Origin of the sequence: Mesorhizobium qingshengii, from assembly GCF_900103325.1 — a bacterium.
Taxonomy (GTDB): domain Bacteria; phylum Pseudomonadota; class Alphaproteobacteria; order Rhizobiales; family Rhizobiaceae; genus Mesorhizobium; species Mesorhizobium qingshengii.
Window position 1 is genome coordinate 139875 of record NZ_FMXM01000018.1, and the last position, 12367, is coordinate 152241.

Annotated in this window: 14 protein-coding genes; 12 read left to right on the forward strand and 2 right to left on the reverse strand. The window is 63.4% G+C overall.

What is annotated here, in order from left to right:
- From BLS48_RS24975 to BLS48_RS24995, 5 genes are all read left to right on the forward strand, one after another.
- Positions 1 to 1296: an acetoin dehydrogenase dihydrolipoyllysine-residue acetyltransferase subunit gene (locus tag BLS48_RS24975; RefSeq protein ID WP_143019502.1), complete on the forward strand. Its 1296-nt coding sequence runs from the start codon at positions 1 to 3 to the stop codon at positions 1294 to 1296.
- 107 nt (positions 1297 to 1403) lie between these two features.
- Entirely contained in the window at positions 1404 to 1727 is a 324-nt protein-coding gene (locus BLS48_RS24980; RefSeq protein ID WP_091583531.1) for an NIPSNAP family protein, read from the forward strand.
- Between the two features lies 1 nt (position 1728).
- On the forward strand, positions 1729 to 2598 hold the full coding sequence (locus tag BLS48_RS24985; protein ID WP_091583534.1) for a hypothetical protein: 870 nt from the start codon (positions 1729 to 1731) through the stop codon (positions 2596 to 2598).
- The gene (locus BLS48_RS24990) at positions 2598 to 3521 is read left to right on the forward strand and encodes a 3-hydroxyacyl-CoA dehydrogenase NAD-binding domain-containing protein (protein ID WP_091583536.1); all 924 of its coding nucleotides are present in this window, start codon (positions 2598 to 2600) and stop codon (positions 3519 to 3521) included. The genes BLS48_RS24985 and BLS48_RS24990 overlap by 1 nt, the downstream gene beginning before the upstream one ends.
- A gap of 24 nt (positions 3522 to 3545) precedes the next feature.
- A complete protein-coding gene (locus tag BLS48_RS24995) occupies positions 3546 to 4295 on the forward strand; it encodes an SDR family oxidoreductase (RefSeq protein ID WP_091583539.1) in 750 nt (249 codons plus the stop codon).
- 28 nt (positions 4296 to 4323) lie between these two features.
- Here BLS48_RS24995 and BLS48_RS25000 read toward each other — a convergent pair whose 3' ends face one another.
- Positions 4324 to 5076, reverse strand: a complete 753-nt coding sequence (locus BLS48_RS25000) for a pyrroline-5-carboxylate reductase family protein (protein WP_091583542.1) — start codon at positions 5074 to 5076, stop codon at positions 4324 to 4326.
- Between the two features lie 110 nt (positions 5077 to 5186).
- Here BLS48_RS25000 and BLS48_RS25005 point away from each other — a divergent pair, with 110 nt between their 5' ends.
- The 7 genes from BLS48_RS25005 to BLS48_RS25035 all read left to right on the forward strand — a co-directional run bounded on the left by BLS48_RS25005 (position 5187) and on the right by BLS48_RS25035 (position 12067).
- Positions 5187 to 5960 carry a GntR family transcriptional regulator gene (locus tag BLS48_RS25005; RefSeq protein WP_091583545.1) on the forward strand — a complete coding sequence of 258 codons (774 nt, stop codon included), beginning with the start codon at positions 5187 to 5189 and terminating at the stop codon, positions 5958 to 5960.
- Between the two features lie 139 nt (positions 5961 to 6099).
- Positions 6100 to 7212 (forward strand): branched-chain amino acid ABC transporter substrate-binding protein, encoded by a 1113-nt coding sequence (locus tag BLS48_RS25010; protein WP_091583548.1) that lies wholly within the window; start codon positions 6100 to 6102, stop codon positions 7210 to 7212.
- A gap of 127 nt (positions 7213 to 7339) precedes the next feature.
- On the forward strand, positions 7340 to 8290 hold the full coding sequence (locus BLS48_RS25015) for a branched-chain amino acid ABC transporter permease (protein WP_244529853.1): 951 nt from the start codon (positions 7340 to 7342) through the stop codon (positions 8288 to 8290).
- Complete coding sequence (locus BLS48_RS25020) at positions 8290 to 9285, forward strand: branched-chain amino acid ABC transporter permease (protein WP_091583551.1); 996 nt, start codon at positions 8290 to 8292, stop codon at positions 9283 to 9285. Before BLS48_RS25015 ends, BLS48_RS25020 begins: the two co-directional genes overlap by 1 nt.
- Positions 9282 to 10112: an ABC transporter ATP-binding protein gene (locus BLS48_RS25025; protein WP_091583553.1), complete on the forward strand. Its 831-nt coding sequence runs from the start codon at positions 9282 to 9284 to the stop codon at positions 10110 to 10112. The genes BLS48_RS25020 and BLS48_RS25025 overlap by 4 nt, the downstream gene beginning before the upstream one ends.
- A complete protein-coding gene (locus tag BLS48_RS25030; protein ID WP_091583556.1) occupies positions 10036 to 10785 on the forward strand; it encodes an ABC transporter ATP-binding protein in 750 nt (249 codons plus the stop codon). Before BLS48_RS25025 ends, BLS48_RS25030 begins: the two co-directional genes overlap by 77 nt.
- The gene (locus BLS48_RS25035; protein ID WP_091583559.1) at positions 10778 to 12067 is read left to right on the forward strand and encodes an NAD(P)/FAD-dependent oxidoreductase; all 1290 of its coding nucleotides are present in this window, start codon (positions 10778 to 10780) and stop codon (positions 12065 to 12067) included. The genes BLS48_RS25030 and BLS48_RS25035 overlap by 8 nt, the downstream gene beginning before the upstream one ends.
- 5 nt (positions 12068 to 12072) lie before the next feature.
- Here BLS48_RS25035 and BLS48_RS35980 read toward each other — a convergent pair.
- Positions 12073 to 12367, reverse strand: a 295-nt coding sequence (locus BLS48_RS35980; protein WP_208604669.1) for a hypothetical protein, incomplete at its 5' end; no start/stop codon positions are given.

Sequence of the window (12367 nt, forward strand, 5' to 3'; positions counted from 1 at the left end):
ATGACCCATCCGATCACGATCGACAGCGCCGGCGGCGAATATATGGAAGCCGTGTTGGTGATCGCCTGGGCGGTGAAACCAGGCGATCCGGTCAAGGCCGGTGATCTCGTCGTCACCGTCGAGACGGCCAAGGCGGCGACCGAGATCGAAGCCGATCGCGACGGCTGGCTGGCGGAAATCTTCTTCGCCGAAGGGCAGGAAGCGCCGGTGGGCGCCGTGCTCGGCACGATCGCGGACGAGAAGCCGATGGCTGGCGAGCCAGCCTCGCTCGCACCGGCCATAGCTGCCGCCGCTGCCGCCAAGCCGCGCGAGCCTGTCGCTGACGAAGCCCCTACCTCCGACCGGCAGCCCGGCAGCCGTGCAATCGCCAGCCCACTTGCCCGGCGGCTTGCCGCCGCCGCCGGGCTCGACCTTGCCGCCATTTCGGGAAGCGGCCCTCGCGGGCGCATCAAGAAGCGCGACATCGATGCCAGGCTTGCCGCCCTCGCGAACGAAGATGAAGGCATGGTCCAGCAGACTCCAGCCGCAGCCCAGACACCGTCAGTTGCCGCACCAGCGCTGGCCAGACAGGCAGTGCCGGTGGTCCTCATCCATGGCTTCGGGGCGGACCGTTCCGTATGGCGGCAGGTCGTCCCGTTGCTCGGGCCGGGGATCGAGACAATCAGCCTCGACCTGCCCGGCCACGGCACCGAAGCCGCCAGGACGGCGAGTACCATCGAAGAGATCGCTTTCCTCCTCTCCGACCGGTTGGAGGCTATGGGCGTGGGCAATGTCCATCTCGTCGGCCACTCCCTGGGCGGCGCGGCGGCTCTCGCGCTCGTCCGGCTCGGCCGTCTCGCCGTGCGTTCGGTCACGCTTCTCGCGCCCGCTGGGCTTGGCCCCGAGATCAATGCAGGCTTCCTTGCCGGCCTTGCCCGCGCGACGACAGTCCAGGCGCTGGAGCGGTGGCTGGCTGTCATGGTGGGCGCCCCCTCGGCCTTGCCAGGTGGTTTTGCGCAGGCTGCACTCAGGCAAATGGAAAAGACCGGCAACCGCGATGCACTCACGGCGATGGCCGAAAGCCTGTTCTCGGACGGCACCCAGGGCTTCGACCTGGCGACCGCGCTCGCCGAACTCGACGTCCCGGCGCGGCTCATCTGGGGGAAGCTTGACCGGATTATCCCGGTCGCCCATGCGGCCCGCGTGCCGGGTTTCGCCGCCGTTCATCTTCTCGATGGCATTGGCCATGTACCGCAGATAGAGGCGCCGGCGCTCACAGCCCGGCTGATCTCCGAGACCGTGCGGAGCGCCGGCTGAGCCCCGGCAGTTCGCTTCATCCCGCGGATCGGTCGCGGGGGGCAGACAGGACCACGTTACGCCGGCGTCGAGGACGCCGGAGCAGGATGCCAGAAGGAGTGCCCAGGATGATCTTCGACCATCGCACCTACACCGCCCGTCCAAACAAGCTGTCGCATTTCCTCACGCTCTACGAGGAGGTCGGCCTGCCGATGCAGCGACATTATCTGGGCGAGCCCTTCGGCTTCTTCCAGACGCATATCGGCGACCTCTCGCGCACCGTGCATCTGTGGAAATATGATAGCCTTGCCGATCGGGAAGAGCAGCGCGACCGCATGGAAGCCGATCCCGAATGGCAGGCCTATCGACGCAAGGTGATCGAGACCGATTACCTTCTCGACATGCGCAACCAGATCCTCAAACCTGTCTCCTTCTTCAATCCCGGAAAGTAAGATGGACCTGATTTTCTCTGCCGAGGGGCGCAGCTGGCCGCTACGCCTCACCGGCGATGCCGAGCGCACTCGCCGTGCGCTGCTTTCGGTTCTGCCCATGCGCCTGCAGCTTCATACGCCCAAGATCGCCGGCAGCCATATCTATTGGCATGCCCCCTTCGTGGAGGATCTGGAGGGGGCGACGCATGTGCTTGCCGCGACCGCCGGCGCTTTCATCTACTGGCCGGTGCGGCAGTTCCTCGAAATTACCTTCGCGCCGCTCCAGGCGGAAAATGCCGAGATCACCGTTCTCGGCCATCTCGACGCGCCGGTGGAAGGCATTGCCGAGCTTGCCGCGACACTGAAGCGGGACCAGGGCCGCCGCATCCTGGAAGGCACACTTGGCAGATCGGATGGCAGCGCGCGGGAGCCGTTGGCGCCGTCGCCGCTGCCGCGGGATATCATCGCTGCGCGCAAGGCACTGTGGGCGGCATGTCCCGCCGACATCAGCCGGGTCACCGCCTCGCGCGCCATCATGCACCCTGCGGGTCCTGTCTTCACCGCCGAGTCGGAGGCGCGGGTGCTGCACGAATTGCTGTGGTGGATACGCGCCGAGCGCGGCAGAAAGGACGAGGTGGTGCTACGCCAGGTAGCCGCGCTGGCGCTTGACAAGACCGCGACCCGCCTGCGCGACTTCTGCCACATGGAGGAAACACCGGCCCTGCTTTTCCGGCTCAAGGCGGCAATGGGCGATGGCTATCCTTTCGATACCCTGATCGACGAGGCCATCCTGGTTGCCGGGCGGATCGGCGCCTGGCTCGATCTTCTCATCCCGTGGAACGACCTCAACGAGGCCTTCCGCGCCGCGCTTGACGGAAGGAGGGCCGGGTAATGGAAAAGCTGACCATCGGCATTGTCGGTTTCGGCGTGATCGGGCAGCGCTGGACGGCTTGCTTTGCCCATGCCGGCCACAAAGTGCGCGTGTTCGACCCGACGGAGCGGCGCGAGGCTGCTTTCAGCGAGGCGTTGCCCGCACTGATGGCCGATCTCGACGCGTTGAAGGGGGCCTCGTCCGCGCCTGGTGCGATCCGCCTTTTCCCGACGCTCGCCGAGACGCTCGAAGGCGTAGATTTCTTGCAGGAGAACGGCCCTGAAGATCTGCCGCTGAAGCGCCGGCTGCTGGCCGAGATCGAAGGCCATGTCGGTGATGAGGTCGTCATTGCTTCCTCCTCCTCGGCCCTGCTGGTGTCCGACATGCAGGGCGAGTGCCGCCGGCCCGGCCGCATCGTGCTCGGTCATCCCTTCAACCCGGCGCATCTGATGCCGCTGGTCGAGATCGTCGGCGGCAAGGCGACCGATCCACAAGCCATCGCCCGGGCACGCGCCATCTATGAAGCAATCGGCAAAAAGCCGGTGACGCTCAACCGGGAAGTGACCGGCCATATCGCCCTGCGCCTGATGGGTGCGATGTGGCGCGAGGCAATCGCGCTGGTGCGCGACGGCGTCGCCTCCGTCGAGGACGTGGATCGTGCCTTCATGTATGGGCCGGGTGCGAAATGGACCCTGCAAGGCTCGTTCATTTCCAACAGCCTCAACGCCGATGGCATCGAGGACTTCCTTCACAAATATGGCCCGACCTATCAGGCGATCTGGGACACGCTGCTCGACGCGAAGCTCGACGACGAAACGATCCGCGCGATCACGGCTTCGACAAATGCGGCGGTGGACGGACGCAGCCAGGACGACCTGAAGGCCGCGCGAGAGGCTGGCCTGGTCGGCATTCTGAAAACGGTGGCCGAACGCGGCGCGCTCTGATCGTCACGGTTCAGGAGAACGGCAATGAACTACCGTACTGCTCTGGTAACCGGTGCCTCGAAGGGCATCGGCGCGGCGATCGTCGAGAGCCTGGTCATGGAAGGATTGACCGTCCATGCGCTGGCGCGCAACCACGACGCACTGCAGGTCCTGCAGGCGCGGCTCGGACCAAGCGTCAAGCCGCTTGTCGCCGATGTACGCGACATCGAAGCGATCGCCTCCGCACTCGGTTCGACGGAAATCCACGTGCTGGTCAACAATGCCGGCGGTCTGGCAACCGTGCGTCCGCTTCATGAACAGAGCGCGGAGGAAACAGCCGAGGTGGTGGCGCTTAACCTCACTGCGCCGTTGCAGCTCATACGCTTGTTGCTGCCTGGCATGATCGCACGCAAGCGTGGCCACATCTTCAACCTGACCAGCACGGCGGCCAGCGCCGTCTTTCCCGGCACGACAGCCTATGGTGCGGCCAAGGCCGGCCTTTCCCAGGCCGGCCGTATTCTGCGCTTCGACCTCGCGGGCACGGGCGTGCGGCTGACCGAGATCGCGCCTGGCCGTGTTGAAACGGACTTCTACCTGAAGGCCTTCGACGGCGACCGCGAGGGCCTGCGCAAACGCATGTACTCCCAACAGCGGCCACTCGGCCCGGCGGACATTGCCGCAGTGCTTGTCGCCGCGCTACGGATGCCGGACCATGTCGACATCGCCGAATTGACCGTCGCGCCAAGCGAACAGGCAGCCGGCGGCCAGGTCTATCCGCCCGCGCCGCAGCGGTGAGCGGATGTGGCGTCAGCGACGCCGCGCATCAGCCTTGCCCGGTCAATTTGTCGAGCACCGCCGCGCAAGCTTCCTCCCAGGCTGCTGGCACGCCGCGTGCCGAAAGAACCTGCAGGCCTCGCTCGGTGATGCCACCCGGTGTCACCAGCTCTTCGAGCATCTGGTCCATGGGTTCGCTCTTCTCCGCGATCAACTGCCCGGCCGCCGCGAAGGTCAAGGCCGTCAGCCGGCGGGCGATGGCCGGATCGAGACCTTCGGCACTCGACCATTCGGCCGTCTTGCGGATCAGATCCTGCGCCCAGCCATAGACGGCGGCACTAACCGTCGCCACTTCGAAGTCCGCCTCGCTGGCGAGAGCAATCGCGGGGCCGAGCCGATCGAGAACTGCCCGCGCCTGCTCAAGGTCGGGGAAATAGACTGTCGGGCTGGCGGCAATCTCGGAGGCGGTGAATGGCATGGCGCGCACAGTGTGCGCGGGCGCGACCTCAAGCCGTGACAGCGGCACGCCGGCGCACACCGAAACCACAAGTTGCCCCTCTCGCCAGGGCAGGGCCATGACCGTCTCCGGCGCTTGAGCCGGCCGTACGGCGACAATCACGACATCGGCCCGCTCGACGAGATCGCGATTGTCGGTCGCCAGCCGAAAGCCATGCTGGGCGGCAAGCGCGGCGGCCTTGCCGCGCGGAGACAACAGGATTGTTTCAGGGTCGAGCCCGGAACGCAGGAACCCAGCCAGCATGGACGCCGCCAGATGCCCGACGCCAAGAATGCCTATGATCATCGTTGTCTCCCGGGTTGCAACCTGCGGCTTGCCATTCCCGTGAAGTTGGGAAAGAAAGAGGCACCATAAAGTGTCGACACAGCCTGCAGACAAATCAGATTGGAATCTTCATGACCGAACGAGCCGAGACCAGCGCCGACAGCGACCCGTCCCTTGCGAATGAGGCCGAGACGCGCCGCAGCGCCGACAGCAGCGAGCGCGCTTACACCACCATCCGCAAGCTTCTGGTCGAGTTCAAGCTGAAGCCTGGCGAACGCATCAACGAAGTCCAGCTTTCGCGCAGCCTCGGCGTGTCGCGCACGCCAATCCGCGAGGCGTTGAACCGCCTCGCTTCCGAGGGCTTCGTTTCGCTCACGCCCAATCGCGGTTTCTTTGTCAGGAGCCTCAGCACCGAGGGTCTGCTTGACCTCTACGAACTGCGCTCCATCATTGAATCCGCGGCTTTCAAGCTGATGTGCGAGCGCGCTGAAGACAGCGAAATCGACCGTTTGCGGCAGTATTGGGAGGCGATCGTCGATGGCTATCGCGACCAGCCGCCGGATATCATCCTGGCCGAGGACGAAGGCTTTCATCTGCTCATCGCCGAACTGTCCGGAAATCCGGAACTTGTCGGCCAGCTCGCCTCCATCAATGCGCGCATCCGCTTCATCCGCCGCATCCAGATCGAACACCCCTCGCACGACAAGGCGCAGATCACCTCTCATTCGGCGATCGTCGAAGCCGCCGTCAAGCGGGATGCCGAGAACGGCGCGAAACTGTTGCGCGAACATATCGAAATGACCGTCTCCGCGACGCAGCAGGCGCTCAAGGACGCCCTGCTCAAGGTTTTCGCGCCCGACAACGGCGCCGACTTGAAGCGCCGGCGAAGGGCTCGCGATGCATAATCGATATCTGAGCACAAAATTGAACGCAATAGTGTCGACACTTTCTTGACGACGGTCTCTTTGTCTGCTTCGATGGGTTCCAAGGGAGAGAAACCGGAACGGCCGCTCCTGTCGTGACCAGCAGCCAAGGGGAACCATCATGAGGAAATTTACCGCCACGCTCCTTCTCGGAGCATCGCTGTTCGCAGGCCCGGCCATGGCTGAGCAGACCACGATCGGTCTCTCCGCTCCGCTCTCTGGCCCGCAGGCCTATTTCGGCACCACATGGCATAACGGCTTCAAGCTCTATATCGACAAGCTGAACGCCGAAGGCGGGGTCAATGGCGTGACCATTGCCTATGAACAGGAAGACGACAAGGCAGATCCGCGCGAGGGAACGCTCGTGGCGCAGAAGTTCTGTGACAATGCCCAGGTGGTGCTTGGCCTTGTCAACTTCAATTCCGGCGTCGCCCAGTCCACCCTGCCGATCTACGAGGATTGCACGCTGCCGACGATGACCTTCGGCTCCAACCCTTCGCTGACCAAGCAGGGCTACAAGTTCATGGTGCGCCCGGTCGCGAACGATCTGGCGGGCGCGCTGCTGCCGGCTGAATACGCGCTCGGCAAGCTTGGCGCCAAGACGGCCCTGATCGTCAACGACAAGCAGGTGTTCGGGCAGGGAATATCCGAGATCTTCGCCAAGAACTTCCAGGATGGTGGCGGCAAGGTCCTCGACACGATTGCCGTCGCGCCGAGCGACGTGGACTTCGCCGCGGTGCTGGCGCAGATCAAGCCAAAGAAACCCGACGTGATCTATCTCGGTGCCGTCATGCCGCAGCTGGCGCTCTTTGCAAAGCAGATGCATGAGCAAGGCATCACTGCCACGCTGATCGTGCCCGACGGTGGCTATACACCGGACTTCATCAAGCAGGCTGGCGAGCCCAACGTCCAGGGCGCGCTCGTCGCCATTCAGGTGCCGCCGATGGATGCCTCACCGGCGATCGCCGATTTCGCCAAGCTCTACAAGGCCAAGTATGGTGAGGACGCCGGCCCCTACTCGATCTACGGTTATGTGCAGGGGCAGATCCTCGAACAGGTGCTCAAGACAACCAAGGGCCTGACGCGCGAGGACATCAACGCGGCGCTGCACGCGGTCAAGGTCAAGACCGCCGTGGGTGAACTGGAATTCGACGACACAGGCGAACTCAAAGTCGCCCCATCCTACCTCTACAAGGTGGAGGGATCGGCCTTCCAGCTTGTCGGCTCAAAATAGCAGCCGGGCGCGGGAGCCGCCTGCCTTTTGAAGGCGGCTCCTCTTGCCTCTTGACGGCCGCGCCTGACAAGAATGCGATGGCCGGTTCGACCGGTCGATCGGAACTCATTGCACAGGACGCCAGCCCATGCTGGGAAACCTCATTCAGCAGACGGTCAACGCGTTGACCATCGGCTCGATCTACGCGTTGATCGCGCTCGGCTACACCATGGTCTATGGCGTGTTGCGCATGATCAATTTCGCTCATGGCGAGATGTTCATGCTCGGCGCCTATGTCGCCTTTCTGGTTCTCAGCATGCTCGTTGGCGATGTCGGCATGGCGGGCGCGATCGCGCTTACCGTGGCCTTTCTCGTGGCTATCTTCCTGGTGGGCTTCATCGGCGTCGGCATTGAACGCGTCGCCTATAAGCCGTTGAGAAACTCCACCCGGCTTGCGCCGATGCTCTCTTCGCTTGGCGTTTCGCTCTCGCTGGTCACCGGCATACAGATTCTTGCCGGGCCACAGCCGGTCGCCTTTCCGAGCTTCTTCCCCGTCGTCCGCTACGAGGTGATGGGGGGCACAATCACCTCGATGCAGATCGGCATCCTGGTTGCCGCCTTCGTGTTGATGTTCGGCCTCTATTTTCTCGTCAACCGCAGCCGTATCGGCATCATCGTGCGCGCCGTTTCGGAAAGCCGGCCCACCGCACAGCTTCTCGGCATCAACGTCAACGGCGCGATCTCCATGGTGTTCTTCGTCGGCCCGCTGCTCGGCGCGGCGGGCGGCATCCTCTATGCAAGCTATTACGGCATCATGTCGCCGTCCATGGGTGCCGTCATTGGCCTTAAGGCCTTCACCGCGGCGATCCTCGGCGGCATCGGCTCCATTCCTGGCGCCATGCTTGGCGCCTTCATCCTCGCTTTCGTCGAAGTTGGCGGAACCGCCTTGCTGCCCATCGTCACCCATGGCGTTCTGGGCACTGAATATCGCGACGTGCTCACCTTCGCCATCCTCATACTCGTGCTTCTCGTTCGTCCCGCCGGCATATTGGGCGAGGCCGTGTCCGAGGAAAGCATCGTGTACAAGAGGGAATTCTGATGTCCGTCGCCGAGACCCTCGCTGCCGTCAGGCCGCGTTCAAGCCGGGCCGTCGCGTTCCTTGTCTTTGCCATCGCCATCGCGCTGATCGCGGCGACGCCCTTCCTGCCCAACTACTACATCCGCGTCATCGACAGCCTGCTGATCTACATCCTGCTCGGCATCGGCCTGAATATCGTCATCGGCTATACCGGCTTGCTCGATCTCGGCTTCGTCGCCTTCTATGCGGTCGGTGCATACAGCTACGCACTGCTCGCCAGCCCCCAACTCGACCTGCATTTGCCCTTCCTGCTCATTCTGCTCGTCGCCGCCTGCCTTGGCGCGATCACGGGCATTTTGCTTGGCATTCCGGTGTTGAGGCTGCGCGGCGACTATCTTGCCATCGTCACGCTCGGTTTTGGCGAGATCGTCCGCATCATCATCAACAATCTCGACTGGCTCACCGGCGGGCCGAAGGGCATAGCCCGCCTCGACAAGGCTTCGATCCTCGGCATCCAAATCGCGCGGCCCGTCGACTTCTTCTGGCTCTTGCTTGTTGTCGTGCTGCTGGCCGGACTTGTGGCCTGGCGGCTGGAGCGCTCCATCCTCGGCAAGGCCTGGGCAGCGATCCGAGAAGACCAGGACGCCGCGCGCGGTATCGGCATCAATACGACCAACGCCAAGCTTGCCGCCTTCGCCACCTCCGCGACCATCGGTTCGATCGCTGGAGCAATCTTCGGTGCCTCCCAGCGCTTCGTCAGCCCGGAAAGCTTCACGCTTCAGGAATCCGTGCTGATCGTGCTGATGATCGTGGTCGGCGGCATCGGCAACATTCTCGGCATCGTCGCCGGTGCCGCGATCCTGATCCTGTTGCCGGAAGTGCTTCGCGAATTCGCCGAATGGCGCATCCTGTTCCTCGGGCTGTTGATGATCTTCCTGATCATCGTGCGCCCGGCCGGCATCGTTCCGCGCAGCTTCGGGCCAGACAAGCTCATCCGGAGGCTGATCGGCAAATGACCCTGGTCTTTGACAGACTGCGCAAGGAATATGGCCAGGTCGTCGCCATCGATGACGTAACGGCCTCTTTCGCCCCTGGACTGATCCATGGTGTGATCGGACCCAACGGCGCCGGCAAGTCGACGCTCATCAACATGACCGCCGGCTCCTACACCGTCTCCTCCGGATCGATCGTACTCGACGGAAAACGCCTCGACAGGCTCAAGAAATATCAGATCGCCAATTCGGGAGTCGCCCGCACCTACCAGAACATCCGTCTCTTCGACCAGATGACGACGCTCGAAAACCTCGAGGTCTGCTTTTATCCGACCGATGTCGGCGGCACCTGGAAAGAAGTGCTGTGGCCGCCCTATGCCTCGTCCCGGCGCGACCGTCGGCGCGAGAAATGCATGGAGATCTTGCGTTTCTTCGATCTGCAAGGCCATGCCGACGCGGAAGCAGGCAGCCTGCCCTATGGCCGGCAGCGCATGCTGGAAATCGCCCGCGCGCTGGTTTGCAATCCGCGTGTGCTGCTGCTTGACGAGCCCGCCGCCGGGCTGAACCATCACGAGACGGCGGAATTGACCGCCAGGCTCGCCGCCCAGCGTTCGCCCGACCGGATCACGATCATCGTGGAGCACGACATGGATCTGGTCATGGCGCTCTGCGACAACATCATCGTCATGCATCACGGAAAGCTGCTTTTTCAGGGCACACCCGCCGAGGTGCAGGCCAGCACCGACGTCCAACTCGCCTATCTGGGAACCGCCAATGACATCGACGACATCCGAGCCGCTGCTCAGGATCGCCGGGCTCAGCTCGGGATACGGACGCGTCGGCGTTCTTGAAGACATAAACATCGACGCCGATCCGCACGAGATCGTCGTTGTTCTCGGCCCGAATGGCGCCGGCAAGACGACGCTGCTCAACTCCATCTCCGGCGTTGCGCGTCCGACTGCCGGCAGCATCACCTTCGAAGGGCGCGACATCGCCGGCATGCGGCCGGAGCAAGTGGTGCGTCTCGGCATTACCCATTGCCCGGAAGGCCGCCAGATCTTCCAGCGGCTGACGGTGGAAGAAAATCTGGTCGCCGCCCATATCGGCCGGGGCGGCAAGAGCTTTGAAGCGCTACGCGCCGAGGCCTTCGATCTCTTTCCGGTGCTGAAGGAGCGGCGCAATGGCATGGCGAGCCGCATGTCCGGCGGCCAGCAGCAGATGCTTGCGATTGGTCGGGCGCTGATGGCCGAGCCGAAACTTCTGATGCTCGATGAACCGTCCCTCGGCCTTGCTCCGAAGATCGTTCACCAGATCTTCCGCATCATCCTCGACCTGTCGCGCAACGGCATTTCCATCCTGCTTGTCGAGCAGAACGTTCAGCTCGCGCTTGAATGCGGCGACTACGCCTATCTGCTGAACACCGGCAAAGTGAAGCTTCACGCCCCTGCACAGGAAATGGCCGAGCATTCCGCGTTGAGCGAGCACTATCTCGGCGGGGCAAACACGGACGTTCTTCATGTTTGAGGTCGACTGGAAGACGCCGCATCTCTGGCGCAAGACCGCGAATTTTCGTCAGACGGCACCGGCGCTCAAGGGTGATTTGAAGACCGATGTCCTGATCGTCGGCGGGGGCTTCACCGGCATGGCCGCGGCACTCGGAGCGCGCGACAGCGGCGTCGATGTCATCCTCCTCGAAGGTAACGAGATCGGTTCGGCGGCGTCCGGCCGCAACAACGGCCTCGTCATTTCACACCATTCCAAGGCATCACCTTCGGAGTTCGAGGCAGCATACGGAAAGACCATAGGCACCCGCTACAACCGCATGGTGGCGGATGCGGCGGGCGTAGCCTTCGGCCTGATGCAGCGTTTCAACATCGATGCGCACCAGGTGCAGGAAGGCTGGATCCAGCCCGCGCACACCGAGGCGACGCTTACCCGCACGCGCCAGTTCTACGAGGAATGGAAGGCCTTCGGCGCGAATGTCTCCAGCCTTGACCGCGCCGAAGCCACCGCACGCATCGGCAGTCCCTATCTCGGCGGCTGGATGGTTCACAATTCAGGCCATATCAATCCGTTTGCCATGACCATCGGCCTTGCGGACGCGCTGGAGCGCGAAGGCGTGACTATTTGCGAGAACTCCCGTGCAACGCGGATCGAGAAGGAGGGAGGCGGCTGGCGCGTCTTCACCGCGTCGGGAAGCGTCACCGCACCCGAGGTCGTGCTGGCGACCAACGCGCTGACCGGCGACATATGGCCAGAGCTCAAGAAGACGCTGGTGCCGCTCAAGGTGTTCCAGGCGGCGACCAACCCGCTGCCGCAGGACGTGCGCGCGAAAATCCTTGTCGGCAATCCGGCCGTATCCGACATGCGCAACGACATCCGCTATTTCCACTATGACCGCGACAATCGGCTGGTCAGCGGCGGTACGCATACATTCTGGTTTGACGAAGCCGATCGCGGCCGGACCAAGGTCTCGCGCATGCTGGGCAAGGCATTTCCGGCGTTTGGCGGCGCGCCGGAGATGGTGGAATATTGGCACGGGACTTTCGCGGTGGTGCCTGACCGCAGGCCGCGCCTTTATCGCCTAGCGCCCGGCCTTGTGTTTGGTGGCGTCTATTCCGGCCGTGGCGTGGCACTTTCGATGTCGCTTGGCCAGGACATCGGCCGCTGGGCAGCAGGCCGGCGTACGGACGGGCAGATGCCGCTGCCGGTCACCAACATGAAACCGGTCCCGTTCCATCCGATCGCGGTGCAGGTCGCCAACCGTATGCACGCCTGGAATCGCTTGCAGGATCAAGGCTCTTAGAGCCCTTAGCGGGCTTCAAAACCAAAAAGCCTGTCGGCTTTTTGGCTGGGCCGGTTTTTTTGTATTTGGTAGCGGGGACAGGATTTGTCGTTGTCCCGCGGCGTCGTCTGACGCCTCCTTGCGGGCCCCTGAGCCGGAGCAAATCGATGGCCACCGTGGGCCAGATACAAGAACAGCCCGGGCTGAGCCGGGCTGTTCTTGTATCTGGTTGCGGGGACAGGATTTGAACCTGTGACCTTCAGGTTATGGTCCGCAGGACGAGGAGCTACCTTGCCCAGTATCGGCTTGCGCCGATGCGCC

What these genes read in the sequence shown, in the direction of transcription:
- BLS48_RS24975 (WP_143019502.1), top strand. Translation starts at nt 1, where the DNA reads ATGACCCATCCGATCACGATCGACAGCGCCGGCGGCGAATATATGGAA.
- BLS48_RS24980 (WP_091583531.1), top strand. Translation starts at nt 1,404, where the DNA reads ATGATCTTCGACCATCGCACCTACACCGCCCGTCCAAACAAGCTGTCG.
- BLS48_RS24985 (WP_091583534.1), top strand. Translation starts at nt 1,729, where the DNA reads ATGGACCTGATTTTCTCTGCCGAGGGGCGCAGCTGGCCGCTACGCCTC.
- BLS48_RS24990 (WP_091583536.1), top strand. Translation starts at nt 2,598, where the DNA reads ATGGAAAAGCTGACCATCGGCATTGTCGGTTTCGGCGTGATCGGGCAG.
- BLS48_RS24995 (WP_091583539.1), top strand. Translation starts at nt 3,546, where the DNA reads ATGAACTACCGTACTGCTCTGGTAACCGGTGCCTCGAAGGGCATCGGC.
- BLS48_RS25000 (WP_091583542.1), bottom strand. Translation starts at nt 5,076, where the DNA reads ATGATCATAGGCATTCTTGGCGTCGGGCATCTGGCGGCGTCCATGCTG.
- BLS48_RS25005 (WP_091583545.1), top strand. Translation starts at nt 5,187, where the DNA reads ATGACCGAACGAGCCGAGACCAGCGCCGACAGCGACCCGTCCCTTGCG.
- BLS48_RS25010 (WP_091583548.1), top strand. Translation starts at nt 6,100, where the DNA reads ATGAGGAAATTTACCGCCACGCTCCTTCTCGGAGCATCGCTGTTCGCA.
- BLS48_RS25015 (WP_244529853.1), top strand. Translation starts at nt 7,340, where the DNA reads ATGCTGGGAAACCTCATTCAGCAGACGGTCAACGCGTTGACCATCGGC.
- BLS48_RS25020 (WP_091583551.1), top strand. Translation starts at nt 8,290, where the DNA reads ATGTCCGTCGCCGAGACCCTCGCTGCCGTCAGGCCGCGTTCAAGCCGG.
- BLS48_RS25025 (WP_091583553.1), top strand. Translation starts at nt 9,282, where the DNA reads ATGACCCTGGTCTTTGACAGACTGCGCAAGGAATATGGCCAGGTCGTC.
- BLS48_RS25030 (WP_091583556.1), top strand. Translation starts at nt 10,036, where the DNA reads ATGACATCGACGACATCCGAGCCGCTGCTCAGGATCGCCGGGCTCAGC.
- BLS48_RS25035 (WP_091583559.1), top strand. Translation starts at nt 10,778, where the DNA reads ATGTTTGAGGTCGACTGGAAGACGCCGCATCTCTGGCGCAAGACCGCG.